This is a genomic window from Streptomyces sp. NPDC014889 (genome assembly GCF_043081205.1).
Lineage (GTDB): Bacteria > Actinomycetota > Actinomycetes > Streptomycetales > Streptomycetaceae > Streptomyces.
Genome location: NZ_JBIBWH010000006.1, coordinates 212475 through 237645, shown reverse-complemented (window position 1 = coordinate 237645; position 25171 = coordinate 212475). Strand labels below are relative to the sequence as shown.

The 25171-nt window shown below is 70.7% G+C and carries 36 protein-coding genes; 34 read left to right on the top strand and 2 right to left on the bottom strand.

The window, feature by feature from the left end; genetic code table 11:
- Positions 1-28 precede the first annotated feature (28 nt).
- Entirely contained in the window at positions 29-202 is a 174-nt protein-coding gene (locus tag ACF09J_RS13890; protein ID WP_392305631.1) for a hypothetical protein, read from the top strand.
- Positions 203-262: 60 nt separating this feature from the next.
- Here ACF09J_RS13890 and ACF09J_RS13885 read toward each other — a convergent pair whose 3' ends face one another.
- Positions 263-550, bottom strand: a complete 288-nt coding sequence (locus ACF09J_RS13885) for a hypothetical protein (protein WP_392305630.1) — start codon at positions 548-550, stop codon at positions 263-265.
- Positions 551-742: 192 nt separating this feature from the next.
- Here ACF09J_RS13885 and ACF09J_RS13880 point away from each other — a divergent pair, with 192 nt between their 5' ends.
- The 33 genes from ACF09J_RS13880 to ACF09J_RS13720 all read left to right on the top strand — a co-directional run bounded on the left by ACF09J_RS13880 (position 743) and on the right by ACF09J_RS13720 (position 24872).
- A complete protein-coding gene (locus ACF09J_RS13880) occupies positions 743-1564 on the top strand; it encodes a DUF2637 domain-containing protein (RefSeq protein WP_392305629.1) in 822 nt (273 codons plus the stop codon).
- Between the two features lie 5 nt (positions 1565-1569).
- Positions 1570-1725 (top strand): hypothetical protein, encoded by a 156-nt coding sequence (locus ACF09J_RS13875; protein ID WP_392305628.1) that lies wholly within the window; start codon positions 1570-1572, stop codon positions 1723-1725.
- An 11-nt stretch (positions 1726-1736) separates the two neighbouring features.
- Positions 1737-2243, top strand: coding sequence for a hypothetical protein (locus ACF09J_RS13870; protein WP_392305627.1), 507 nt, complete (start codon positions 1737-1739; stop codon positions 2241-2243).
- Positions 2240-2851 carry a hypothetical protein gene (locus tag ACF09J_RS13865; RefSeq protein WP_392305626.1) on the top strand — a complete coding sequence of 204 codons (612 nt, stop codon included), beginning with the start codon at positions 2240-2242 and terminating at the stop codon, positions 2849-2851. Before ACF09J_RS13870 ends, ACF09J_RS13865 begins: the two co-directional genes overlap by 4 nt.
- A gap of 76 nt (positions 2852-2927) precedes the next feature.
- Entirely contained in the window at positions 2928-3107 is a 180-nt protein-coding gene (locus tag ACF09J_RS13860; RefSeq protein WP_392305625.1) for a hypothetical protein, read from the top strand.
- A gap of 125 nt (positions 3108-3232) precedes the next feature.
- On the top strand, positions 3233-3700 hold the full coding sequence (locus ACF09J_RS13855; protein ID WP_392305624.1) for a hypothetical protein: 468 nt from the start codon (positions 3233-3235) through the stop codon (positions 3698-3700).
- 30 nt (positions 3701-3730) lie between these two features.
- Positions 3731-3991 (top strand): hypothetical protein, encoded by a 261-nt coding sequence (locus ACF09J_RS13850; RefSeq protein WP_392305623.1) that lies wholly within the window; start codon positions 3731-3733, stop codon positions 3989-3991.
- 155 nt (positions 3992-4146) lie between these two features.
- Positions 4147-4530 carry a sigma factor-like helix-turn-helix DNA-binding protein gene (locus ACF09J_RS13845; protein ID WP_392305622.1) on the top strand — a complete coding sequence of 128 codons (384 nt, stop codon included), beginning with the start codon at positions 4147-4149 and terminating at the stop codon, positions 4528-4530.
- Positions 4527-5879 (top strand): terminase large subunit domain-containing protein, encoded by a 1353-nt coding sequence (locus tag ACF09J_RS13840; protein ID WP_392305621.1) that lies wholly within the window; start codon positions 4527-4529, stop codon positions 5877-5879. Before ACF09J_RS13845 ends, ACF09J_RS13840 begins: the two co-directional genes overlap by 4 nt.
- 7 nt (positions 5880-5886) lie before the next feature.
- Positions 5887-8220: a phage portal protein gene (locus tag ACF09J_RS13835; RefSeq protein ID WP_392305620.1), complete on the top strand. Its 2334-nt coding sequence runs from the start codon at positions 5887-5889 to the stop codon at positions 8218-8220.
- Between the two features lie 2 nt (positions 8221-8222).
- Positions 8223-8438 carry a hypothetical protein gene (locus ACF09J_RS13830; protein ID WP_392305619.1) on the top strand — a complete coding sequence of 72 codons (216 nt, stop codon included), beginning with the start codon at positions 8223-8225 and terminating at the stop codon, positions 8436-8438.
- A 2-nt stretch (positions 8439-8440) separates the two neighbouring features.
- Entirely contained in the window at positions 8441-8569 is a 129-nt protein-coding gene (locus tag ACF09J_RS13825; protein WP_392305618.1) for a hypothetical protein, read from the top strand.
- Positions 8569-8916 carry a hypothetical protein gene (locus tag ACF09J_RS13820; protein WP_392305617.1) on the top strand — a complete coding sequence of 116 codons (348 nt, stop codon included), beginning with the start codon at positions 8569-8571 and terminating at the stop codon, positions 8914-8916. Before ACF09J_RS13825 ends, ACF09J_RS13820 begins: the two co-directional genes overlap by 1 nt.
- Entirely contained in the window at positions 8916-9566 is a 651-nt protein-coding gene (locus tag ACF09J_RS13815) for an HK97 family phage prohead protease (protein WP_392305616.1), read from the top strand. Before ACF09J_RS13820 ends, ACF09J_RS13815 begins: the two co-directional genes overlap by 1 nt.
- A gap of 365 nt (positions 9567-9931) precedes the next feature.
- Entirely contained in the window at positions 9932-11248 is a 1317-nt protein-coding gene (locus ACF09J_RS13810; RefSeq protein WP_392305615.1) for a phage major capsid protein, read from the top strand.
- A 62-nt stretch (positions 11249-11310) separates the two neighbouring features.
- The gene (locus tag ACF09J_RS13805; protein ID WP_392305614.1) at positions 11311-11592 is read left to right on the top strand and encodes a hypothetical protein; all 282 of its coding nucleotides are present in this window, start codon (positions 11311-11313) and stop codon (positions 11590-11592) included.
- A gap of 3 nt (positions 11593-11595) precedes the next feature.
- Complete coding sequence (locus ACF09J_RS13800; RefSeq protein WP_392305613.1) at positions 11596-12276, top strand: hypothetical protein; 681 nt, start codon at positions 11596-11598, stop codon at positions 12274-12276.
- Positions 12276-12746, top strand: coding sequence for an HK97 gp10 family phage protein (locus tag ACF09J_RS13795; RefSeq protein WP_392305612.1), 471 nt, complete (start codon positions 12276-12278; stop codon positions 12744-12746). The genes ACF09J_RS13800 and ACF09J_RS13795 overlap by 1 nt, the downstream gene beginning before the upstream one ends.
- Entirely contained in the window at positions 12746-13201 is a 456-nt protein-coding gene (locus tag ACF09J_RS13790) for a hypothetical protein (RefSeq protein ID WP_392305611.1), read from the top strand. Before ACF09J_RS13795 ends, ACF09J_RS13790 begins: the two co-directional genes overlap by 1 nt.
- Positions 13194-13535: a hypothetical protein gene (locus ACF09J_RS13785; RefSeq protein ID WP_392305610.1), complete on the top strand. Its 342-nt coding sequence runs from the start codon at positions 13194-13196 to the stop codon at positions 13533-13535. The genes ACF09J_RS13790 and ACF09J_RS13785 overlap by 8 nt, the downstream gene beginning before the upstream one ends.
- Before the next feature lie 34 nt (positions 13536-13569).
- Positions 13570-14145, top strand: a complete 576-nt coding sequence (locus ACF09J_RS13780; RefSeq protein WP_392305609.1) for a phage tail protein — start codon at positions 13570-13572, stop codon at positions 14143-14145.
- 92 nt (positions 14146-14237) lie between these two features.
- A complete protein-coding gene (locus ACF09J_RS13775) occupies positions 14238-14765 on the top strand; it encodes a hypothetical protein (protein WP_392305608.1) in 528 nt (175 codons plus the stop codon).
- Positions 14738-14890 carry a hypothetical protein gene (locus tag ACF09J_RS13770; protein WP_362351012.1) on the top strand — a complete coding sequence of 51 codons (153 nt, stop codon included), beginning with the start codon at positions 14738-14740 and terminating at the stop codon, positions 14888-14890. Before ACF09J_RS13775 ends, ACF09J_RS13770 begins: the two co-directional genes overlap by 28 nt.
- 56 nt (positions 14891-14946) lie before the next feature.
- Entirely contained in the window at positions 14947-18741 is a 3795-nt protein-coding gene (locus ACF09J_RS13765) for a hypothetical protein (RefSeq protein ID WP_392305607.1), read from the top strand.
- On the top strand, positions 18741-20141 hold the full coding sequence (locus tag ACF09J_RS13760; RefSeq protein ID WP_392305606.1) for a phage distal tail protein: 1401 nt from the start codon (positions 18741-18743) through the stop codon (positions 20139-20141). Before ACF09J_RS13765 ends, ACF09J_RS13760 begins: the two co-directional genes overlap by 1 nt.
- Before the next feature lie 15 nt (positions 20142-20156).
- Complete coding sequence (locus ACF09J_RS13755) at positions 20157-21107, top strand: hypothetical protein (RefSeq protein ID WP_392305605.1); 951 nt, start codon at positions 20157-20159, stop codon at positions 21105-21107.
- The gene (locus ACF09J_RS13750; RefSeq protein WP_392305604.1) at positions 21104-22312 is read left to right on the top strand and encodes a hypothetical protein; all 1209 of its coding nucleotides are present in this window, start codon (positions 21104-21106) and stop codon (positions 22310-22312) included. Before ACF09J_RS13755 ends, ACF09J_RS13750 begins: the two co-directional genes overlap by 4 nt.
- A 1-nt stretch (position 22313) precedes the next feature.
- Entirely contained in the window at positions 22314-22793 is a 480-nt protein-coding gene (locus tag ACF09J_RS13745; RefSeq protein WP_392305603.1) for a hypothetical protein, read from the top strand.
- Between the two features lie 12 nt (positions 22794-22805).
- Entirely contained in the window at positions 22806-22928 is a 123-nt protein-coding gene (locus ACF09J_RS13740; RefSeq protein ID WP_392305602.1) for a hypothetical protein, read from the top strand.
- Positions 22925-23776 carry a CHAP domain-containing protein gene (locus ACF09J_RS13735; protein ID WP_392305601.1) on the top strand — a complete coding sequence of 284 codons (852 nt, stop codon included), beginning with the start codon at positions 22925-22927 and terminating at the stop codon, positions 23774-23776. Before ACF09J_RS13740 ends, ACF09J_RS13735 begins: the two co-directional genes overlap by 4 nt.
- Before the next feature lie 40 nt (positions 23777-23816).
- Positions 23817-24083 (top strand): hypothetical protein, encoded by a 267-nt coding sequence (locus ACF09J_RS13730; RefSeq protein ID WP_392305600.1) that lies wholly within the window; start codon positions 23817-23819, stop codon positions 24081-24083.
- Positions 24083-24514: a hypothetical protein gene (locus ACF09J_RS13725; protein ID WP_392305599.1), complete on the top strand. Its 432-nt coding sequence runs from the start codon at positions 24083-24085 to the stop codon at positions 24512-24514. Before ACF09J_RS13730 ends, ACF09J_RS13725 begins: the two co-directional genes overlap by 1 nt.
- Positions 24504-24872 carry a hypothetical protein gene (locus ACF09J_RS13720; protein WP_392305598.1) on the top strand — a complete coding sequence of 123 codons (369 nt, stop codon included), beginning with the start codon at positions 24504-24506 and terminating at the stop codon, positions 24870-24872. Before ACF09J_RS13725 ends, ACF09J_RS13720 begins: the two co-directional genes overlap by 11 nt.
- A 13-nt stretch (positions 24873-24885) precedes the next feature.
- On the opposite strand, the gene ACF09J_RS13715 is transcribed toward ACF09J_RS13720, so the two are convergent.
- Positions 24886-25134 (bottom strand): GntR family transcriptional regulator, encoded by a 249-nt coding sequence (locus ACF09J_RS13715; protein WP_392305597.1) that lies wholly within the window; start codon positions 25132-25134, stop codon positions 24886-24888.
- Between the last annotated feature and the right edge of the window lie 37 nt (positions 25135-25171).

Below are 25171 nucleotides of genomic sequence, written 5' to 3'. Positions count from 1 at the left end.
CACCAGCACGACCAGACCAAGGAGCACCATGGCCCAGATCGACACCGCCAAGGAAGAGGCACGCCTCGCCCTGTACAAGGCCATCACCCAGACCGCCGAGGCGGTCACCAAGGAGGCCACCTCCACGTCAGCGGCAGAGGCCCTGAACCACCTGGCGGAGGCGTTCGCCTACACGACCTCCACGGCGCAGCCCCACAGCTGACGACGCAGGCCAGACGCCCCGTCACCCCGCCCGACGACGGCAGGTGACGGGGCGTCGTCGTCAGCTCATGCCCTTCCACACCCGCCACGCCCGCGACCGGTCCGTCCCAATCAGCCGGCCGATCGCCGGGAAGTCCAGCCCCAGCTCCTCGTGCAGATAGGCCACCGCCTGCTGCCGGATCTCCGTCGCCAGACCCCGCTCACCCGGCCACTCCCGCAACACCAGCCCCGCCGCCTGCGCCCGCACGGCCGCGTCCGGGATCGCCTCCAGCCCACGCAGCGCAGCCCGCACCCCCGCGAGCACCTCATCCGCCGCCGCCCGCGCCTCGTCCCGCTCCTCGTCCGCCACGCCGGTCACCTCCCCGCTGGAGCGTAGGTCTGCACACCCGCCGCCGTGTCGGGTACAGTCAACCGACATGGTGTCGGCCAGCCGACACCGCGTCACGACAGGCCGACGACGCCCGACGACGCCACAAACGAATCGAGCCCCGCAGGTGCTGGACACACCGAACGGGGCTCTGACCACCGGAGAGTGACCTCCATGGCTGAGCAGCAGCCTACGCACACCCCACCCCCCGCGGCTACCAACGGACTCGGCCTCGCCGTCGGCGCAGCCACCCTCATCACCGCCATCACCGGCATCGCCTTCTGGCTGTCGTACCACCACCTCCACGACGTCGCCGCAGGCAACGGACTCGGCATCGACCCCGCCCGCGCATGGGCCTGGCCCGCCGTCCTCGACCTCTTCTACCTCGCCGGCGAACTCCTCATCCTCCGCGCCTCCTACCTCCGCACCGTCGACTGGTGGGCCATCACCCTCACCGCGATCGGCGCCCTCGGCTCGATCGGCCTCAACGTCGCCGGCGTCGGCGTCGACCGGCCCGCGCTCCAGTACGTGGTCGCCGCGGTCCCGCCCGTGGCCGCACTGTTCGCGTTCGGCGCGCTCATGCGCCAGCTGCACGTCTGGTTCGGGTCCCGGCCCGAGACGACGCAGGCCGCGCCCGTCGTCACCGTGGAGCAGCTGCACGTACCGCCCAAGCCGGAGCAGGCCCCGCCCGTCCCGCCGGTCCAGGAGCAGCAGGCCATCGAGCCCCCCGCCGCCGAGCAGCAGCCGCAGCCTGCGCCGCAGCCCGAGCGGCCCGCCATCCGCTACAGCGACCCCCGGTGCGCCATCCTCCGCCCCCTCTACGACGACGGCTACCGGCCCACCACCGGCGAGATGCGCGCCGCCCTCGAGGCCGCCCACCTCACCCCGCCCGGCGCATCCACCCTGCGCGGCGTACTCCGCGCCGAGATCGAGAAGCACGAGCCCGAGCTTGCCGCTCTGCCCGCCCGGCCCACGCAGCTCCACCGGGCCGGGTGAGCCGGGTGCTCGCAGTGCTCCTCGCCGTGTTCTTCGCCGCCGCGGCCGTCGCCGGGTTCGCCGGCCTGGCCCTCCTCGACGCGCGCACCGTGCCCCCCATCACCGGCACCTGCGCCCTCATCCTCACCATCGCCGCGCTCGCCGTGGCCGTCCTCCACTGAAGGACCCCGCTGTGCCCTACATGGCCATCAACCTCGGCGGCGTCGCCCTCGGCGTCGGCATCATCATCCTGTTCGTCATGCGCTGGGTCATGCGCGAGAAGCGCAGGCTCGGAGCCCTGGTCCCGTTCGTGCTGTCCGTGCTGTACGGGATGCTCGCCGCGCTCGCCGCGCTCGGCTCCGTCTCCGCCCTCGGCGGTATCACCTGGGTCGCCCTGTGGGCGGGCAACGTGGCTGGATACGCAGCCCTGGTGTGGGGGATCGGCGGCAACGCCCCGGACGTCACCCGCGCGCAGCAGCTAGTGCTCACCGACGGCGGGTACGTCGTCGTCTTCCTGATCACGCTCGTCCTGCTCGGCCTCCTCAAGTGGGGCCCCCGCCGGGCCAACGCGAAGATCGTCCTCGGCTGCGTCGCGGGCGTCCTGATTGCCCTGTCCGGCAACGTCGCCGGGGTGGCCGCGATCCCGCTCGGGTCGGGCGCCAACCTCCTCGGCAGCGGGTTCACCGGGGTGTTCGGATGACCGAGCCCGAGGAGACCAGCAGCCCGGGGGAGCCGGGGGAGTCGGGGCCGGCGGGGGAGTCGGACGGGATGAGCGAGCGCACCGCCCGCCTGGTCCTCACCACCGTCCTGCTGCTCGCCATCTGGGGGATCGTCGCCGCCGTCCCCGAGGCCGCCTACGTCGTCGTGGGCGTCCTCCTCTGCCTCGGCTGGCAGCGCACCACCGCCTGGCTCGCTCGCCGCCGCCAGACCGACGACGGCCAGGAGCCCGACGACGAGGACCACGGTGAGGCCGTCGTGGAGGTGCTGCACCAGCTTGCCGACCCGCACGTGTTCCTCGCCGACTTCGCCACCGCGACCGGGCTGTCGAAGGACGAGGCGCGCGGCGCGCTGGAGGCGCTCCACCTGCCCGTCCGCCGGGCCGTCCGTAACGGCACCCGCACAGGTGTGGGCGTACACCGGGACGACCTACCGCCCCTCCCCCCGCACTCCTCCCCTGCCCCTGTTGACGGCGTTGACCAGGGACAACCAACCAACCAACAGAGCGTGCGGATCAAGCGCACCGACGGCGGGGTCGTGCTCTACGACCTCGCCGACGTCCACCGGCACCACCGCCTGGACGACCACTAGACCCCGGGGCGGCCGTCATCCGCCAAGACGTCCGGCCGCCCCGGTCCCATCCCAACCACAGGACGGAGACGCCATCATGGCACTCGGATTCAAGCACCCCATCCCCGCCGACGACCCCCGGCTGAAGGGGCACGAGACGACGTATCAGGCGTCGCGCGGCGGCTACTTCCCGCCGACGCAGGCGCAGCGCGAGAACGAACGGGCGGAGATCACCGTGGAGCGCGCGGACACGCCGCAGGAGAATCGGCGCGGCTGACCACCCGCCACTGTCACACCCCCGTAGCAGACTGGTCACAGGGCCCCGCCGAAATCCCCCACGGCGGGGCCCTTCACCACATCCGTGGCACCATGCTTTCTTCACACACCATCCATGGGGGGACCATGCGCACCCGCACCGCCACCGCCACGCTCACCGCCATAGCCGCACTCACGGCGCTCACCGCCTGCTCCAGCAGCGGCGACGACGCCAGCAAGCCGAGCAGCCCCACCACCGCGAGCAGCACGCCAGCCGCCGAGCCCGCCACCACAGCCCCGGCGGCCGGCACCGCCACCGAACTGGAACGCGTCGTGAGCATGTACACGGACCTCTACTTCGGAGGGGACGGGAAGGGCGCATACGCCTTCCTGTCGAAGCGCTGCCAGGCCAAGGCGGGCCCGGACATGTACGCGGCCACCGTGGAGCAGGCGGCGAAGGAGTACGGGCCGGATCATCCGGCGACGGACGTGAAGCCCGACGTGTCTGGGGACCTGGCCCGCGTGTCGTACAAGGTGAAGGGGCTGCCGAAGTTCGACCAGGACGCGCAGCCGTGGGCGCGTGAGGGCGGCGCGTGGAAGTACGACGCCTGCTGACGGGGCGCCCGTTCCGCGAGAGGATGAAGCATGAGCTACCGCCGCTACCCCGACCGTGAGCGGGCCCTGAGCCAGCTTGACCGCCGCCACTCCGCACCGCCGCCGTCCGAGCTGCAGCAGCGGCTGGCCGTGCAAGCCCGCGCCGCGCTCGACAACGCCGGACGCGAACTGACGCCGCTCGCCGAGGCGCTGCATCGGGTGGCTGCCAGCGCGCCCGCCCTGCTCGCGCAGACCGCTCCGGCCGCCTCGAAGTTCATCGAGGCGCTGAAGCAGCCCGCTCGCACCGCCTGACCGCACCGCCACAAAGCCCCGTCGACCAGCGTCGGCGGGGCTCCGCCATACCCGCGTCTTGCAGCCCCCAAGATCGGACGACGCCCAAAATCCGTACCTTCCCAGGCAGGGAGGTGACGGTGGCGCGGCGGCAACCCCAACACGATCTCGGCCTCGTGCGGCAGCACCAGGCCGTGATCCTGCGCACCCAAGAACGCCTCACCTTCCAACAGATCGCCGAGCGCCTCGGCTGCGACGTCAAGAACGCGCACACCGCGTGGAAGCGCGGCGTGGAGCAGCTGGCGAAGGAGGCCTCCGAGGCGCACCAGCAGTACCTCGGCGAGCAGCTGGCCATCCTCGACGTGGCGGTCACCGGGCTCATGCCGAAGGTCGTCAAGGGCGACGTCCGCTCCAACGAAGCCCTCGTCCGGCTCCTGGACCACCAGGCCAAGCTGCTCGGCCTGTACGCCCCGGTGCGCACCGACGTGAAGGTCACCGACGAGCGCGTCGCCCGCATCAAGGCGCTCGCCGAGAAGATCGCAGAGCTGGACCAGTCATGACGGTCGACCTTGCGAACCTTGACACCGACCTGGCCGGGCTCTCCCCGGCCGAACTCGAAGTGCTCGAAGAGCAGCTGGCCGAGATCTACTGGCAGCGCCGGTGGGACCGGTGGACGCCCTACCCGTGGCAGGTCCCGCCCGACCACATCCCCACCCTCGGCTGGTGGTTGCAGCTCGGCGGGCGCGGCACCGGCAAGACGGACGGCTGCGCCCGCTACATGGTCGCCCACGTCAACGGGCCCGCGTGCGACCCCCGAGTGGCCGGCGGCCACCGCATGGCCATCATCGCCCCCACCCAGGGAGACGCTGCCGAGGCCTGCGTCAACGGGCCCTCCGGGCTCAAGGCACACGACCCCCGGGTGACGCTGCGCCAGACCACCGGCGGCACCTTCGCCCGCTGGCCCAGCGGCGCCGAGGCCAAGCTCTTCGGGGCACACGGCCCGGACGACGTGGAACGCCTCCGCGCCGGCGGTAACCGCTGCCTGGTGTGGATGGAGGAGGCCGCGGCCATGCGGCGGCTGAAGGACGCCATCACCCACTCCGAGATGGGCCTGCGCATCGGCCCGAACCCGCACTACATCGCCAGCACGACGCCCAAGCCGCGCACCGAGATCATCGAGCTGGACGCCCGCGACGACGTGATCGTGACCCGCGGCCGGACCCGCGACGCGATCCACCTCCCGCAGGAGCAGCGCGACCACCTCACCCGCAAGTGGGCGGGCACCGCGATGGAGGCGCAGGAACTGGACGGCATCCTGCTGAAGGACATCGAAGGAACCCTGTGGAAGCGGGCCGTCCTGGACCGCACACGCGTCGGCGCAGCGCCGCCCCTCGCACGGATCGTCATCGCCATCGACCCGGCCGCCACCAGCAGTGACGGCGCCGACGAGATGGGCCTCATCGTGGCCGGCCTCGGCCAGGCGTACATCCCCGACCGCAACGGGTTCGTCCGCCAACACGGCTACGTCCTCGATGACCTGTCCGGCCGCATGTCCCCCGAGGAGTGCATGCGGAAGGCGGCCGAGGCGTACCACGCGTGGAAGGCGGACGTCGTCATCGCCGAGACGAACAACGGCGGGGAGTGGATCGGGACGACACTGCGGCAGATCGACCGCACGGTGAACTACGACACCGTCACCGCCACCCGCGGCAAGGTGACCCGGGCCGAGCCCGTGGCCGCCGTGTTCTCGCAGAACGCTGCGCACATCGTCAACAGCCTGCCCGACCTGGAGACCCAGCTGACGACGTGGGTACCGGGGCAGGACAGCCCGGACCGGCTGGACGCCGTGGTGTGGGCCCTCACTGCTCTCATGCTCGCGCCCGCGGGCAACTCGGCCGCGGTCGCATAGGAGGACCATGAGCACCTACAGGAACAAGGCCCTACGCCGGGCAGCCGAGACCCGCGCCGGCGGTGGCTTGGGCGCGCTGCGGGACCGGCAGCCGATCACCGTTGCGTCGATCGGCGGTCAGCAGTCGTTGACGCTTGCCCTGGACGCCGAGGCCCGCGGCTACGCCAACTCGGCCGTGGCGTACCGGTGCGTCGCCGCGATCGCCGACAACGGCTCCTCCGTCCCCCTCGAAGTGGCACGCCCGGACGGATCCTTCATCGAAGGCCACCCCATCGCGCAGCTGTTCAACAAGCGGCCCAACGCCTTCATGTCCGCCCGCGCGTTGAAGTCGCTAGTCCTTCAGCAGGCCGAACTGGCAGGGCAGGCGTTCGTGTGGCTGGACCGCGGTGAGACCGGCCTCGGCCCGATCAGCGAGATACACCTCGTCTTCGACCAGGTCGACGTCATCGTGGACAAGCCGCTCGCGCAGCGGCCGACGACCGCGGACCTGGTCGGGTTCATCATCCGCCGGGCAGACGGCGTGCAGGTGCCGGTGCTGCCCGAAGAGATGCTGTGGCTCCGCTATCCGCACCCGTTCGATCCGCTGGGTTGCCTGGCCCCGTGGAAGGCCGCACGGCACGCCGTCGACATGGACGCGTTCGCCCGGGAGTGGCAGCGCTCCTCGTACGCGAACGGGGCCCGTCCGACCGGCGTCGTCTACCTCGGCGACATGAACGAGACCGAGTTCAACGCGGTGAAGGCCGCGTGGCGCAGCAGCATGCAGGGCCCGGAGAACGCGGGCAAGAACCTGCTGGTGCGGTCCACGCCAGGCGGTGGCGGGCAGGCCGGCGGGAAGGGTATCGGCTATGAGCGGCTGACGTTCACCCCCGAGGAGATGTCCTACCTCGAGTCGCGGATGGCCAACTCGGCCGAGGTCATGATGGCGTTCGGCGTGCCGCACGACTACCTCGCGGCCGGGACGACGTACGAGAACCGGGCGGCGGCGAAGGCCACGCTGTGGTCGGACACGATCAAGCCGAAGCTGGAGATGATCGGCAGCGAGATCGACCTGCGGCTGCTGCCGTCGGATGCCGAGGACGCGGTGTTCGACCTGTCCGGCGTGGAGGCGCTCCAGGAATCGCAGGACTCGAAAGCGTCCCGGGCTCGTGCCTCTGCGTACGCGGACATCGTGACCATCGACGAGGCCCGCGCGGTCCTCGGTCTGGACCCGCTCCCCGGCGGGCTCGGCGCCCACACGCTCACGCCGTACCGGGCGCAGTTCGCCCCCGTGCAGGGGCAGACCACGCCGGACGAGGCGCGGTCGTGGGACGCCGACTGGTCCCGTCTGCCGTCGTCGTCGCCGGACGTCGGGCACGTCGTCGAACGCGCCGTGGAGGCCGCCCTGGCCCGGCTGCTGGGTGGGCCGTCGCCGCAGGTCGACGCCCGTCCGACGCCCCGTCGCCTGGAGCTGACGCGCGCGGACGACACCCCGTCGTCACCGTCGCTCGCCGAGATCAACGAGGCGTACGACGACCTGGAGGGCGCCGGCCGCCGAGCGGTGCAGGCCCTCGCCCGGGAGCAGCAGGCGCGGGTGCTGCGGGACTTCGACCGGCTGATGAAGAAGCCGGAGCGGTCGGCGGCGTGGCTGGAGGAGACCCGGGCGCACGCCTGCGCTCTCGCCCGCGAGCAGTCCCTCACCCTGGCCCCGCCGGACCCGGAGCAGGTGCCGGCCGCCCGGTACACGGACATGGACGTCGCCTCGGGCCCGGACGGCTGGGAGGAGCGCATCAAGGTCGGGGACCTGTTCGACGGGCGGTACTGGCGGCGGCGTACCGGGCAGGTGCTGCGCCCGTTCGTGGAGCGGGCGTGGAAGCGCGGCGGCGCGAGCATCACCGCCGACTTCGACCTGGACGAGCCGACCGTCGCCGACGCCCTCCGGGACCGCATAGACGAGCTGGCCGGGCAGGTGACCGCAACGACGGAGCAGGTGCTCCGCTCGCAGATCCTCGCGCACGGCGTCGCCGAGGGCGAGAGCGTGCCCGAGCTCCGCGCCCGGCTCCAGAAGGTGTTCACCAACCTGTCCGGCTTCCGGGCAACGATGATCGCGCGAACGGAGACCGTGGGCGGCTACAACCAGTCCTCGTTCCTCGCCGCGCTCGACTCCGGCGCCACACACAAGACGTGGCTCGCGACCGCCGACCAGCGGACCCGGGAGACCCACCGCCAGGAGAACGGCAACACGGCCGCGATGAACAAGCGGTTCACGCTCACGAAGTCCCGGTGGCCGGCGGATCCGACCGCCCCGGCCGCGCAGTCCATCCAGTGCCGGTGCGCACTGACCTTCGAGTTCGAGGAGTCCTGACCATGCCTGAGCAGTCCATGCCGCCGATCCTGCGGTACTTCGAGTTCACCCACCTCCCGCCCCGCCTCCAGGCGGTGTCAATGCCGTTCTCGGAGCTGGCCCACCGGCTGAACACGATGCTTCCCCCGGGACCGGAGACGACCGTCGCGCTCCGCAAGCTGTTGGAGTCCAAGGACGCCGCGGTCCGCGCCGCCCTCGACCTGCCGGAGGAGTCCTGACCATGGCTCAACAGAGCCTGCCCCGCTGCCGCTGCGGGAAGTGGCAGACGTACGTGGGCGCATACGACCGAGACGGCTACACCGTGCGCTGCCATGGCTGCCTGCGTGCGATCTGGAGGTGCTACTGCTGATGGCGACGTTGCTGCGTGGTGAGGTCCGTGCGATCCTCCAGCCCGCCGGGCATGCCCAGTACCAGGGCGCGTACTGCCCGCCGGGCGTGCCGTTCGCCGAGGTGCGCCGGGGCCCGTTCGACGGGAAGACGGACATCGTCGTACGGCCCGACCGGAACGGCGACGTGCCCAAGCTGATGACGTTCGGCCGCGGGCAGGTCGTCTACGAGTACGACGGCCGCGACGGCAAGGGCCGGGCGGTGTACCGATACGCGCCCAAGCTCAGCAGCAGCCACCGGGACGTCATGCGCGGCGTGGCCGAGGTGTACGCCGAGAACGCCCTCAACAAGGCCAAGGGAGGCCAGTGATGGAGATCGAGTTCCGCAGTCTCGAAGACGTCCAGTGGCGCGTCGGCGAAGACGACGATGGCAGCTTCGCCGGGTACGCCTGCCGCTACGGCAAGAAGGACTCGTACGGGACCACGTTCCACCCCGGCGTGTTCCGCAAGGGCCTCGACAAGCAGGACTATGCCCTGCTGTTCATGCACTCCCCCTTCCAGCCCGTGGGCACATTCCGCGCGGAGGAGCGCAACGACCACCTGTGGATCGAGGGCCGCTACGACGACACCGCGGCGGGCCGGGACGCGCGGGTGATGGCGCGCAGCGGCTCGGCGCGGGAGCTGTCCGTCGGGTTCGTGCGCACGGACCTGCCGGACTGGAAGAAGCTGTACGAGATGGAGGAGGAGGCCCGGAAGGAGGCGCTGGAGAACATCCGCAGCGCTCGCCTGGTGGAGGTCTCCCAGATCACCGCGCGCATGGCCGCGGTGCCCGGCAGCAAGCTGAAGACCGTGCGCAGCGCGCTGGGGGATCTGTACGCCGAGGTGGACGCGCCGACGATCGCGGACCGGATCCGTGAGGAGCAGGAGCGTAGGGCGGCGGAAGCCGAGCAGGAGCAGCGGATGGAGGAGAGGGCGCGCCGTGCGGCGTGGCTCCGGCTGACCACCGTGGGAGGTGCCTGACGATGGCGCGTCGGTTCGTGAGCAAGGCGCAGTGGAGGGCGATGTTCGCGCGGCGGATGCCGTTCGCCCGGAAGTGGGCTCACCGGAACCAGCGGAGCGCCCCGTACAAGACGCTGCCCCGGCACAGCGCGACCAGTGGACGACGGGGCCGACGACGCAGGTAGACGCGCGCCGGGGGGCGTCTTGCAGCCCCCACCCGCGCGCACCCCCGTGATCGTTCTACCCTCGCCCCATCCGGGCCGCTCGCACCGGACGTGAAAGCCGCGAGCATGCCGGGCGCGATCCACCGGCCGTGACAGACGGACGCAGACACCCATGACCACATGGGCGGCTGCGAGCCGTCCACGGACCGGAAGGGACACGCGATGGGCAACTTCGCCAAGGTGCGCCCCATCGGTCGCCGCCGCGACGGACGACCGATCTACCCCATCAAGGGCGGCGCCCCCACCCTGACCGAGCAGCGCGACGCGATCGTCGCGCAGCTCCAAGACCCCAACTTCGACGGCGACGTCGACGAGCTCCTCCAGCGCGCCGACCAGGTTGCCGCGCAGATCGAGCAGGCCAACCAGCGCGACGCCCGGCTGCGCGCGCTGAAGGCAGCGTCTCTGCCTGCCGGCGACCCGGACCCCGACACCCGCGTGCAGCCCGGCATGCAGCCCGACGACCGCGGCAACCCCGACCCGGTGTCTGTAGCCGAGGCATTCGTCCGATCCAAGGCGCTCGATGCGTACCGTGCGGGCGGCATGCGCGGCAAGTTCGGCCTCGACTTCTCCCAGCCGATCGAGACCCGCGACGCCCCGGCCGGCACCGTCACCACCGGCACCGTGCCGCAGCAGAACACGCGGGTGCCGGGGATCATCCCGCAGAACCCGGACCTGCCGCTGCTGGTGGCGAACCTGCTGGACCGGCAGACGTCGGACGGGACCACGCTGGAGTACCTCCGGGACACCTCCGGCCCCCAGGCGACGTGGAACAAGGCCGCGGTCGTCGGCGAGGGCAAGACGAAGCCCATGTCCGGGCCGTTCTCCTTCGACACGATCACCACGACGCTGAAGACCGTCGCCCACTGGGTGCCCATCACGAGGCAGGCCGCGGACGACAACGGCCAGCTGATGGGCTACATCAACGGGCGGCTGACGTACGGCCTCGAGTACAAGCTCGACAGGGAGATCCTGAACGGCAACGGGACGACCGAAGTTCAGGGCATCCTCACCACGCCCGGCATCGGCTCCTACCAGCCGCCGGCGCCCGCTGCCGGTGAGGACCCGGACGTCAAGCTCATCACCGTGCGGAAGGCGCGCACGCAGGCCGAACTGGCGCTGTACCCGCCGGACGCCGTGGTCATGAACCCCATCGACTGGCAGGACATCCAGCTCGACGAGGACGCCAACGGCCAGTTCCGGGTGATCTCGAACGTGACCGACCAGGGTGCGCCGATGCGCCTGTGGGGTCTGACCGTGGTCACCAGCGTGGCCATGGCACAGGGCACCGCGCTTCTGGGCGGGTTCAGGATGGGCGCGACGCTGTGGGAGCGGCAGGGGATCACGATCCTCATGACCGACTCGCACGGCAACTTCTTCATCGAGAACACGCTGGTCATCCTCGCCGAGCGGCGGGCGAACGTTGCCGTGCACACCCCGGCCGCGTTCGTGAAGATCACCTTCAAGGCCGCGACGTCCTGACCCCTCCGGGCGCGGCCTGTTTTCCCGGCCGCGCCCCCACACACCACGTGAGGAGCCATCTCATGGCCGCACGCAAGACCAGCGAGACACCCGAGACACCGGAGCAGCCGAACCCGGCCGTCATCTCCACCCGCGAGTACGACGCAGGCGAAGGCTGGGGGGTCGGGCAGCGCGCCCCGCAGGACGCGTACCGCGCCCTCGACGCCGCCGGCACCGGCGCGCCGACCGGCCCGGTCGTCCACCAGCACCCGGGCGGGCACGCCCGGCAGATCGTCACCAAGGGCTCCGTCATCACGGAGGGCGTGAAGCGCGAGCTGGACGCCGCCGAGGGCGAGCAGGGCTGACCTGTGGCGTACTGCTCGATCGAAGCCGCGAAGGACGCGGGGTGCACCGGCAGCGATGCCGAGGTCGCCGCGTGGATCACGGCTGCCCAAGAGGCGATCGAGCGGTACACGCAGCAGGTCTTCGAACCAACTGACCTGGTGGTGGTGGCGGACGTCGGCGCGGATGGACTGGTCATCCTTCCGCGCCGCGTCCGCCAAGTCGCCGCGGTCATGCCCGTGTTGGAAGCAGACGACGGGCCGTCGATCCCGCCGTCTGCCTGGCGGGTCACGTCGTCTGACGTGCTCGGACAGGTCGACGCCGTGCACCTCGCGTGGGGCGGCTGGGACGACCTGGTCGTGGGGGCCGAGTCGTACAACGGGGGCTGGCTCGGCCTGTGGGAACGCTGGGGCGCGGAGCAGGTGAAGGTGGTCGGCGAGTTCGGCTACGACGAGCCGCCGCTGCTGGTGGTGCAGGGGTGCGCCCTGCTTGCCGCTGACCTCCAGGCGAAGGCGCAGCCGTCCGACGCGGACGCCGCCGAGGCCCCTTCGCTCCAGGTGGACGACGAGGGCAACAACGTCGCCATCGAGAACGACGCCCCGTCGGCGACGCCCGTCGGCGCGTCGTCGTCGACCGGATCGACGCAGGTCGACGCCCTCCTCGCGGGCTACCTCAACCGCGGCCCCAGCCTGATCGGGGGTGTGTGATGGCCCGAGCGCGTGCCCGTGTGGCGGTACGGATGCGGTCCGAGGTGTCGGCGCAGATCAACACCCGCGCCTACGAGCGGGGCCTGCGCCGCTACTTCGGCCGCATGTCCGACGACGTGAAGCGCGCCGTGGACCGCACCCGCATGGACGTGCAGAACGAAGCGAGGAGGCGCGCGCCGGTGGACACCGGCCGGCTGCGCTCCAGCATCGTGTCCCGCGCTGAGGGCGGCGGCCGGAACGTCGGCTACGTGGTCGGCTCGAACGTCAACTACGCGGCGGCCGTGGAGTACGGCACCGCCCCGCACGTCATCAAGCCGAAGCACAAGAAGGCCCTGTACTGGCCGGGCGCTGCGCATCCGGTCGCGCAGGTCAACCACCCCGGCACGAAGGCGAAGCCGTTCCTGCGCCCGGCGATCGAGATGACGCCGATCTTCTGGCGGGCGCACGCCTCGCAGATCGGGAGGCGCTGATGGCTGCCACCACTGCGGGCGCGGTCAAGGCCCGGCTGGAGGGCCTCCAGTTCGGGGTGCCCGTCTTCCGTGACGGCCCCCGCGAGGGCCAGGCGCCGCCGTTCATCGTCGTCCAGGAGGCGATGCCGATGGGCATGGACAGCCTCGCGAACGGCGACTTCGGCGACCCGGCAGCAGAGATCAACGTCGTGGAGACCATCACGGTCGACCTGGTGCAGCAGGCCCGCACGAAGACGGGGGCGCGCACCACGCGCGTGACCGAGCGGTACGGGCTCGCCGAGGCCATCGCGCACGCCCTCCACGGATGCCAGCTCCCCGCGCACCCCGCGCCCGTCCACTCCGTGCGGGTGCAGGACATCGACCGCATCCCCATCGAAGACAACCGCGTCCGGCACTCCATCACCGTCCAGGTGCGCCGGGCTCTCCTCCGAGAGGAAGTGGTCCCCCGTGTCTGACGACCTGCCCGACGAGCCGGAGACGCCCCGCCTGCCCGACCCGATCTACCTGCTGCTGGAACGCACCGACGTCATCTCCTACATGGGCCGCGGCTACCCGCCCCGCCCGGGCACCCCGTGCCTGGTCCTGCCGCCCGAGGCCGAACTGACGGACGGCGCCGTCTGCGTGTACCCCGAGCTCGGGCGGCCCGGCTACACGTGGTGGGTCCTCGACTCCACGGTCTACGTGCAGGACGCCGGAACCCCGGACGAGGCGCTGGCCGGCCTGATCCCGGGCTCGGTCCTTCAGCACGTGCCCGACCCCAATCCCGACCCGCAACCGCCGCTGAGCTGAGCCGGACCCCGGCACCAGGAAGGACAACCCGATCATGCCTCTCTCCCGAGTGACCAAGCTGTACGCAGTCGAGGACTGCAAGATCTACCCGCTGCTGTCGGACCCGGAGGGCGGTACGCCCGAGTACGGGACCGGCATCGACGTGCCCGGCATCAAGAGCATGGAGATCTCCGGCGACGTGGAGGTGAAGGAGCTCCGCGGCGACAACGGGCTCCTCGACTCGGACGCGGCGATCTCCAACATCAGCGTCAGCTACCCGCACGCCAAGCTGTCGCTGGACGTGCTGGCCGCGCTCGTCGAATCCACCGTCACCACGTCGGGTGCCACCCCGGCGCAGAAGGTCTCGTGGTCGCTGAAGCGGGGCGCGAAGCCGCTGCCGTACAAGCTCGTCGGCAAGACCCCCACCAGCGGCGGTGACCTCGTCGGCGGCGACGTCCACTTCAGCCTCTTCAAGTGCGTCATGTCCTCGTTCCCCGGCCTCGGCCTGGCCGAGGAGGACTACCGCACGATCGAGAACGAGGCCCGCTGCGTGCCGCTCATCAGCACGGGCGAGTGGATCGACGTCGACATCAACGAGACCGCCGTCCCGATCCTGACCGAGGCCCCCTGATCGCCGGTCGGGCGCGTCCTCGCTCAGCGCGCCCGACCGGACCACCCCCGTCCGCAGGCCGAAACCCGGCACTCACCAAGGGACCCATCACCATGACCACAGGCCTTGACCTGCTCGCCGAGGGCGGCAGCATCACCCTCACCGACGGCACCGAAGCGCCCCTCCGCTACAGCTTCCGCGCCCTCGCGCTCCTCGAAGCGAAGTTCGGCAGCGTGGGCGCCGTCCAGACCGCCATCGACTCCACCGGCCAGGGCGCAGCGTTCGGCCCCCTCGCGCAGATCATCGGCGCCGGCCTGGTCGGCCCGGGCGGATTCGAGCCGATGATCCGCGAACACGTCGACGCGAACGGCAAGCGCAGCATCTCCAGCATCGTGTACCGGCGCCGCACCGACGGCGAGAACCTCGAAGACCTCCTCGACCCCGGCAGGCTCGGCGAGTACACCACGGCGTTCACCGCGGCCCTCGGCAAGGCCCTGGAGTCCCGGGGAAACGACCAGGCCCCGGCGGCCGTGGAGACCGTCACGCCGGGACTGGACGCGACGACGCCTTCCCCTGGGCCGAATTCCACTACCTCGCCGTCGGTCCCCTCCACATTTCACCCCGCGAGTTCTGGGAGCTGACCCCCCTACAGCTGCTGTCGCTCGCCGACCAGCACCAGGCCGCCCACCAGACCGGCGGCCAACGCAGCACCGAACCCGCCACCGGCGCATCCCTGCTGGGACTGGCCGGCATGCGCCGCAGATGACGAGGAGGTGACCGCCTGTGGCTGAGGACATCAACCTGCCGAACCTGGTCAGCCACTTGGCGGTCAACCTCGACGGGCTGTCCGGGTCGATCGCGGACGCGCGGCGGCAGGGCTCCAGCATGGGGTCGGCGCTCGGCGGTGGCATTCACCGGGAGCTCGACAGTCTGCTCCGGCACCTGCCGCAGGTGCAGATCGACGGCGACTCCGAACCCCTGGACCGGGACCTGGCCCGGGTCCACCGCCAGTTGGCGCAGCTGGACTCGCAGCGCATCGGCGTAGACGTCTCCGTCGGTGATGCGCTGCGCCAGCTGGAGGGCCTGGAGGCACATCTCCAGCGGCTCGGCGACGACCACCACGACGTCAACGTCCGCGCCGCAACACGGCAGGCGGCGCTCCAGCTGGAGCAACTGCGGCTGGCGGCACGGCAGGTCGATGACACGGACGTCGATGTCGACGTGCACGTGGACACACACGAGGACCGTCTCCACCGGTTCCGTGGCGTGCTGGGCAAGCTCGGCGGCATGGCCGGCAGCCTCGGCGGGGTGGCCGCGCAGTTCGGGAAGATCGCCGCGCTGATCGGTACGGCCGCACCGTTGGCGGCCGGGCTGGTGTCGACGGTGGCGAACATCGCGCCCGCGGCTGGGGTCGCGGTCACCGGCCTGTTCCAGATCGGCCTGGCGGTGGGCGCGGTCAAGATGGCCACCTCGGGCATGGGCGACGCCCTGTCGGCGGCGATGGACCCGGAGCAGGCCAAGGAGTTCAAAGCCGCTCTGGAGGATCTCAGCCCGGAGGCCCGCAAGTTCGCGCTGGCGATCCGGGACGCTCAGCCCGCGTTGCACAAGATGCAGCAGTCGGTGCAAGACCGGTTCTTCAAGGGCCTCGGGAAGGAGCTGGAGCGCACCGGTAAGAGCGTGCTGCCGGTGCTGCGGACGAACCTCCTGTCGTCGGCGGGCGCGCTCAACCAGATGGCCGTGGGCGCGATGGGCGCGGCCCGGCATCTGGCCAGCAGCGGCACCCTGGGCAAGGCCATGGGCTCGGCGTCCAAGGGCCTGAAGAACATGTCCGGGATCCCGGGCGTGATCGTCACGGCGCTGGGGCAGATAGGCGCGGCGGCCGGCCCCAGCTTCGAGAAGCTGACGGCCGCGGCGGGCCGAGGCGCGGCCGGTATCGGCGACAAGCTGGCCAAGGCGTTCAAGTCCGGGGGGATGCAGAAGGCGATCGAACGCGCCATCGACGTGATCAAGCAGCTCGGCGCGGTCGCCGGGAACGTGATCCACATCATCGGCGCGATCTTCAACGCCATCCCCGCGGGGGGTGGCGGGCTCGGCATGCTGGAGCAGGTCACCGCAGCCATCGCGAAGATCGCGAACAGTCCGGGCGTGCAGAACGCCTTGGGCGAGATTTTCAAGACGATGGGGACCATCGGGTCCACCGTGGCCCCGCTGCTCGCTACAGCGCTCACGGCGATAGCCCCCGCTATCACCGCCCTGGGCCCGCCGATCCGGGTCCTGGTGACCGCGCTCGGCGCCGGGTTGCAGCCGATCATCAAGGCCCTCGGGCCGGTGCTGCTGCTCGCCGCCGGTGCGATCGGCCAGATGGTCACCGCGGCGGCCCCGCTGCTGCCGGTGATCGGCCAGCTCGCGGCGGCACTGCTGCCCGCCCTGGCGCCGATCCTTGCCGCTGTCGGGAAGGTGTTCGCTCAGCTGGCACCCGTGGTGCAGGAGGTGGCCACGATCCTGCTGGCCGCCCTGGCCCCGATCCTGGAGCAGCTTCCATCGATCATCGCGCCGCTGGTGCAGATCCTCGCCGAGCGGCTGGTGTTCGGGATCCAGATCCTCGGCCAGGTCCTCACCGCGTGCGCGCCCGCCCTGATCACCGTGGGCCAGAGCCTGGGTGAGCTGCTGGTCGCGATCGCGCCGCTGCTCACCGCGATCGCGCAACTGTCGTCGCTGCTGCTGACGGCGCTGATGCCGATACTCCAGCCGATCATCCAGCTGATCGGCAAGCTCGCCGAGATCTTCGCAACCGGCCTGGCCGCGACCCTGACGAACATCGTCGTGCCCATCCTGACGATCGTGGCGCAGCTCCTGACCGGCGACTTCGCCGGGGCCTGGGAGACCACGAAGGCCACGATCATCAAGGTCTCAGACTTCATCGTCCGCACGGTCGTGGCTTTCGGCGCGAGCATCGGCCAGGGCATCGACACCGCCGTCAAGTGGTTCCGGGGCCTGCCGGACCGGGCCGCGGTCGCGATCTCCGGGCTGGCCGGCAAGCTACAGCAGAAAGTGCAGGACGCGGGTAACCGTATGTCCGTCGCGATCCGCGCCAAGATCGATGAGGCCGTGGCCTGGATACAGGGCTTGCCGGGGCGGGCGCAGACGGCGGTGGGCAATCTCGGCGGCACCCTGGTCGGCGCTGGGCAGCAGTTGATCCAGGGCTTCATCGACGGCATCGCGTCGAAGATCGGCGCGGTGCAGGCCAAGCTCGGCAGCCTCACGTCGTCGCTCCCGGACTGGAAGGGCCCGAAGAAGAAGGACGCGACCCTGCTCACCCCCGCCGGCCGCCTGCTCATCCAGGGCCTGATCCGGGGCATCACCGCCACCACCCCGAGCCTGCGCGCCACCCTGCAGAAGACCACGAAGGATCTCGCGTCGTGGGCGGCAGGCGGCCTGATGAAGGGCATCGACGGCACCACGAAGCAGATGCAGTCGGCGCTCGCCAAGCTGGCCAGTCTGGCGCAGAAGGCGTACGGCACGAACATGGCCTCGGTCATCGCGAAGGACCAGGCGAAGCTCAACAGTCTGGCGAAGCAGCGGGCTGCTCTCGTCAAGCGGTTGAACCATGCTGGCGGCAGCAGGCAGAGGTCCAGCATCCTCAAGCAGATCTCCGACATCGATCGGCAGCGCGCTGCGCTCAACAAGGAGCTCGCCACCGCGAAGGGCGTGCAGAAGGCGGGCGTCGCCCTCCAGAAGCTGATCGCGAAGGACACGGCCAAGCTCAATGCTCTGGCCAAGTCGCGCGACGCGGTGGTGAAGAAGTTGACCGCCGCGCAGAAGAAGCTCGACGACCTGGTGGCGGAGCGGAAGAAGTTCGCGGCCGACATCAAGGGGAACATCCTTTCCGACGCTGACATCACCAAGGGCTTCGGCGACGTCAACTCGGTGACCGCGATCACGGTCGGGTTGCAGACGGCGTTGAAGAAGACGCAGCAGTTCCAGGCCGACCTGGAGAAGTTGAAGAAGGCCGGCATCCGGTCGGACCTGTTGCAGCAGATCGCCGAGGCGGGTGTTGAGGGCGGTGCGGCGACGGCGGCCGCGCTGGCGAAGGCGACCCCGGCCGAGCTGAAGAACATCAACGATTTGCAGGCGCAGCTCGCGAAGTCGGCGTCGGCCACCGGGAACATGGTCGGCGACGCCCTTTATCTGGCGGGCATCAACGCGGCGAAGGGGCTGGTCGCTGGGTTGAAGTCGCAGGAGCAGGCGATCGAGAAGCAGATGAAGAAGATCGCCAGGGCGATGCTCGCCGCGGTGAAGAAGGTCCACAAGACGAAGTCGCCATCGAGGGCGTTCCACGCGATCGGCGTCATGGACGGCGAGGGCCTGCGCGGTGGCCTCCTGTCCATGGCCACCAAGGTCCGGCAGGCGGCGCAGCGTATGGCCGGTGCTGCGCTCGACGTGGCCACCGCCGCCCCGCAGTTCGCTGTTCCGTCCGGGCCGCAGCTGGCGACCGCGTACGCCGCCGGCCAGGGCGGCGGCGACACCTACCACACGTGGAACTTGAGCGGCGGCGACGCTACGCCGGGCGGCATTTTGAGCGCCCTGTCGTGGCACGGCCTGGTGGGGAGGAGCTGATGGTGCAGCAGGCGCTGGGCCGCATCCAGTGGGGCGACCTGACGTTCGGGCCGGGCAGCCCGTACACGGTGACGGCGCTGGAGGGGCTGGACGATCTGCCGGAGATACGGTCGGAGGATGTCCCGCGGCCGGGGCAGCACGGTGACTACTCGGGCCCGGACTACACGACGGCGCGGACCATCGCGCTGAAGTTGGGGCTACGCGCTGAGACTCCGGACGGGCTGCGGGAGCTGAGCCTGGCCCTGCGGAACGCGACGCAACCGCAGATGCAGCCGGCGCCGCTCCAGTTCCTGGACCAGGGCGCCCTCGTCTACGGCAAGGTCCGGCGTAGGTCGATCCCGTACGACGCCGAGTACCTGTGGCGGATCGGCGACGCGGCGCTGGAGTTCTACTGTGCTGACTCCTACCTGTACTCCCTCGAGGAGAAGTCGGCGTCGACGACCGCCTACAGTCCGGCGGCCGGCCGCGAGTACCCGCGCACGTACGGAGGCACCGCCTCACTCCTCCGGAACCTCGCACTCAACCCCAGCGTGGCCGGGAGCCTGTCCAACACGCAGAACTACGGGGCCGCCTCTCGCATCCTGGCCAGCGAGGGCTACTACGGCAACTCCAGCGTGCAGCACACCAGCACGGGCACCTCCACGGCAGGCACCACCTGGAGCATCACTCCGCAGACCGGCGCCGGAACCGTGATCACCGCATCCTGCTGGGTGAAACTCCCCACGAGCGGCTTCTCCGAGGCGTCGCTGACCTGGCGGAGCGGCACCACCGTCCTGGCCACCGCCTCCGTAAGCGCCCCCACCAGCGGGCAATGGGAACGGATCTCCGCCACCTACACGCTCCAGGCTGGGGAGACCTGTGACCGTGTCGGGGTCGGCGCCCTGCCCACCGCGACCGGCCTGGTGTGGCTGGCTGACGGTTTGATGGCGGAGACCGGGCCTGTCCTGCACGACTACGTGGACGGCGATCAGCCGGGGTGCGTCTGGGAGAGCACCGCGAATGCCTCCCCGTCACACCGTCTGGCGACGGCCGGCCGCGCCTACGGCAGCGCGGGCACGTCCGGCCGGGTCACCGCCTACAACGCAGGCGGCTCCCCCGCCTACCCGGTACTGCGCCTGGACGGCCCGGTCGCGAACCCGGCGATCGAGCAGGTGACGACCGGCGGCAGCCTCGTCATCGACGCCACCCTCCAGGCCGGCGAGTACCTGCTGATCGACACCCGATCCAGGGCCGTGCTGCTCATGGGCTCCAGCCCCCGCCGCTCCTGGGTCCGCGGCGGCTCGTCCTGGCCGCTGCTCCGGCCCGGCCACAACGAACTCGCCTACCGGGGCAACGCCCTGCCTGGCATCCCTGACCAGTCGTCCCTGCTGACCGTCACTTGGCGCGACACCAGCCTGTAAGAGAGGAGGCCACACGTGGCCATCATCAACCCGCCTGCGTGGGTGCAGGCCGGTAGCTACCCGGCCCGTACCGACCGGCTGGCACTTTCCGCGCTTCTCGCCTACCCGGGGTTCGCCGTGGACGAGGCGACGCCGATGCGGATCCGGCAGGGTGTCAAGCCGTCGTACACGAACCAGCAGCTCAGGGTGCGCGCGGCGGCGACCCCGAACATGACCGTGATCGTCAGCGGCGGGTTCGCGTTCATTGACCAACACGACACGGGCGGGCAGGGAACGTACATCGTCGCCAACGACGCCGACGTGATCGTGCCCGTGGCGCCCGCAGGTGGCGCCGGCCAGTACCGCAAGGACACCGTCGTCGTGAGCGTCTACGACGCCGAGTATGTGGGCACGGTGTCCGAGGCCCGGCTGGAGGTCATCCAAGGCCCGTACGCGTCGTCGGCCGGGGCGACGGTCCGCGGGTCGCTGCCGCCCAACGCGCAGATCCTCGCAGACATCTCCGTCTCGCCGTCGCAGACGAGCGTGTCCTCGGCGAACATCACCGACCTCCGCCAGTTCTCTGTGGCCGCGGGCGGCATCCTCCCTGTGTCGTCGTCGAACGCCCCGAACCGTCTGCACCCGGGGCAGATGCAGTACCTCACCGACCGGGACCGCTTCCAGTACGGGAAGAGCAACGGCTCCCTTGGCGACATCTACCCGGGCCTCTACTACCAGCAGGGCACGGTCTCGGTCACCTGGACGTCGGGCACCGCCGGGACGTGGGTCCAGGTGGACGTCACCTTCCCGCAGCCGTTCGCATCAACGCCGGTTGTCCACGTCACGCCGCAGGCCAGTGCACCGTCTGTGGGTGGTACCACGACGTTGATGTACGCGGTCAGCGGCGTGTCGACTACCGGGTTTTCCGTCCGCGCGTTCCGCAGCACCGCGTTCACGGGGCAGCCGTTTGGCTGGACGGCGTTCCAGTGACGGCCGATCTGATGGCGCTGTCGGCGCAGCTGTTCGCCGCCGCTGACACGCAGCCGGAGCACACGTACACGTACCTGTTCTGCGACCTGCGCACGGACATGCTCCTCGCGGAACTGCCGCTGGCCGACGTCTCGTACAGCTTCGAGTTGAACGGGGTCGGCACGCTCCGGGCCACGGTGCCGTACACCGACGAGACGCTGCCGCTGGATCCGGACGCGGCGACCACGCCCGCCCGGACCGCCGTGTACGTGGACCGTGACGGGGTGCTGGTGTGGGGCGGCATCATCTGGACACGGCAGGACACCCAGGGCGGCAAGGCGATCCAGGCCAGCGAGTTCCTGTCGTACTACCAGCGCCGGTACGTGAAGAAGACGCTCAGCACGGACACGAGCCTGCTGATCAACCCGGCCTACGTGGACGCCGGCGGGCAGCGCCTGTACTCCGATCAGAAGTACGTCGCGTGGTCGCTGCTCAGGTACGCGCACGACCAGCCGGGCGGGGCGATCGGCGTGGACATCAACGCTTTGGCGAGTGACCCGCACGGAGTGCCCCGCGTGGCCACCTACTTCGGGTACGAGCGGCCGGAGATCTACCAGTCGATCAGCGAGCTCGCGTCGGCCGATGACGGGTTCGACTTCGGGATCGAGGTCGGGTGGACACCGGTGGCGAACAACCAGCCCCCGCGCCGCTACCGGCGCGCCAGGACGTGGTTCCCGCGGCGGGGCCGGACCGCGCGCGAGTCCGAGCTGGTGTTCTCCAAGGGCGGCCCGGTCGGGTCGATCCTGGACTACGACTGGCCGGAGGACGGCACCTCGATGGTGACGGAGATGTCCGGGCTCGGCGCCGGGAACGGCGAGGCGAAGATCATCAAGACGTCGCGGGCCTCCGACCTCATCGACTCCGGGTGGCCGCTCCTCGAGGGCGTCGCCACCTACGACGGCGTCCTGGACGAGGCGCAGGTGCAGGCGATGACGAACGCCGACCTCAACGCACAGAGCCAGTCCCAGGTGCAGCCCACCTTCGAGGTGAGCGCCGACACCGACCCCGCGTTCGGCAGCTACAGCGTGGGCGACGAGGCCCTGTTCGTCATCGACCCCGAACCGAAGAGCCCGTCCGGCCGGCAAGGCGTGCTGCGGATCGTGGGCATCGAGAACACCGCGGTGAACGGTCCCGAACGTATCCGCTTGACCTGTGCGGCGGTGTGACGTGCCGAAGGTAGCCACGACCCCGGACTTCCTTCAGCGGCTGGCCGTCGTGGAGGAGCAGCTCGCGGCCTTGCGCCGGGCCGGGCGGGAGCAGGACGAGGTCCCGTTCTACGCGACGTCGCTGCGCGGCCTGGTCTACGAGGACAGCGGCTCGTTCACCACCTTGTGGGAGACGATCATCACCCCGCGCACGGCAACGCTGTCGCTGGGCCTGGTGTTGATCGGCGACACGGTCGGCACCACGAACACAGGCGGCGCCTGGCAGGTGCTCCTCGACGACACGGTGGCCGCGTCCGGCAGCGTGCCGGCCACCGCCGGCTACGTGTTCCCTGCGCTGGATCTTGACCTCACTCCGTACCGTGCCGCTCCGCAGTTGAAGGTGCGGTTCCAGTCCCGGCGGACGTCCGGGGCTACGACCGGCGGCCGGTACGGCGGCGGCGGATCAATCGGCGGCGCACCCCGCTACGCCCGACTTCTCTGAAAGGAACCACCCATGCCCGAAGACCAGTACGCGGACGCGGCCGGGGACCCCGGCGCAGCCGCCGACCTGCCCGCCACCACCGGACGCGACGTCGTCACCGACGAACCCGACCAGGTCCTGGAGGACGCCGAATGAGCGGCACCGCGGGCGACGTCATACGCATCGCCAAGGGAGAGGTCGGCTACCACGAGGGCTACTCGGGTGGCCACTGGACCAACAAGCAGAAGTACTCGCCCGCCGTGCCCGGCCTGGAGTGGTCGCAGAACCAGGCGTGGTGCGCGACGTTCGCCTCCTGGTGCTTCCAGGAGGCCGGTATGCCGAAGGGCTCGTATCCGGTCACCGCGTCCTGCGCGCTCGGCGTCTCCTGGTGGAAGCAGCAGAAGCGGTTCTCCGAGTACCCGGCGATCGGCGCGCAGGTGTTCTTCGGTCCTGGCGGCGGCTCCCACACCGGCCTCGTCTACGCCTACGACGCCACCTACATCTACACGGTGGAGGGCAACACCAACAGCTCCGGCTCGGCCGAGGGTGATGGCGTCTACCTGAAGAAGCGGCTGCGCCGCGACCCCTACGTGTACGGCTACGGCTACCCCGCATACCCGGGCGGCATCGTCACCGCCGACCCCGCTTGGAAGAACCCCGCCCCCGCCGCCAAGGGCGGCACGACCAGTCCCCAGGAGGACGACATGCCCACGCCTGCCGACGTCTGGAAGGCCGACGTCATCCCGGCCGCCGCGCCCCCGTACAACAACGGGGACTACGCCACGAACAAGCAGTGGACCGCGGGCTACGCGCTCGGCTCGGCGGTGCTCACCGGCCGGAAAGTCGAGGCGAAGGTCGACGCGCTCACGAAGAAGGTCGACGCGCTCGCCGTCGGCGGTGTCGACCTGGACGCGCTCGCCAAGAAGGTCGCGACCACGCCCGGCCTCGCCGAGGCCATCGCCTCGCGGGTCGCCGATCTCATCGCCGCCCGCCTGGCCGACTGACCCCCTGCCGCCAGGCCGACACCCCGTGAAAGGAACAGCCATGTCGCAGATCAACCTCCCCGACACCCAGACCGTGGTGAAGACCGCCAGAACCTACGCGGTCGACCTCATCGAGCGGATCATCTGGACGTTCCTCGGCGCGGCCGGCGCGGTCGCCCTCGCTGCCGGTCCGGCCGACATGCTCAGCGTCTCGTTCTGGCAGGGCGCCGGTACCGCCGGGCTCGCCGCGGCCGTCACCCTGGTGAAGGGCATAGCGGCTCGCCTCATCGGCCCGAAGAACAGCGCCAGTACGGCGCCGAGCGTCTGATGCGCGCGGCGGCCCGGCGGCTCGGCACCCGACTGGGCCGCCGTGGTGCACTCCTCACCCTCAAGGGCGTCATGGCCACGGGCTACGGCTCCGGGCAGGTCGTCCAGCCGACCGGCGACCGGCACGGCCTGGCCCTCCTCCTCAAACTCATGCCGCTACACGCGTGGGGCTGGGCATGGATCGCTGCCGGCGCGGTCGCCCTGGTCTGCGCGTGGCTGCCACCTCGCCGGGACTGGCCCGGCTACCTCGCGGTGTGGCTGATCGCCAGCTCGTGGGCGATGGCGTACCTGGTGGCGTGGTGGCCGCTCGGCGAGAGCCCCAGGGGCTGGGTCATCGCCCTGATCTTCGGCTCGTTCGGGTTCGTGTGCCTCGTGGCGATCGGCTGGGCTGAGCCTCCTCCTGCACGATCGGAGTCACCGCGTGAGAACTGAGATGCTGACCGCGCTGAGCGCGCTGGCCGTCGCCGTGGTCACGGCAGTCGGGGGCGTCGCCACGACCATCGTCGGCCGCCGCCAGCCGCGCGGGCAGCAGCGCCGCGACGACTTCACCGTGGTGACCGACCGTATGGAGCGGGAGATCACTCGGCAGGGGCAGCGCATCGACGAGATGGAGGCTGAGGCTGAGCGGGATCGGGCCAGGATCACCGCGCAAGATTCCGCGATCAGGTATTTGGCGGGGTGGGCGCGGTCGTTGGTGGGGTACATGCGGCAGTCGCAGTTGGAGCCGCCGCCGCCTCCGCAGCCGGTTCCGGAGGAGGCGCGGCCGTACCTGCACGACGTCGGCCTGTGACCGCTACCTGGGCTCAGCCGTCGGAGGGTGGCCGGTCGGCGACGAACGTACCGATCCCGGTCTCGCCGCGAAGCCACCCTTCTCGACGCAGGTACGCGAGCGCCTTCTGGCTCGTCGACGCCGCGACGCCCAGCTCGGTTGCCAGCTCCAGCGTGGAGGGCACTCGGCTCCCGGGCGGGTAGGTGCCGTCCTTGATGCGGCCGATGACGATCTGCGCGGCCTGCCTCCATACGGCCCGGGTCCGGTCAAGATCAGCGCTCATGCTGGCGACCGTAGGTTCCCGCACCATGCCGCGCGAC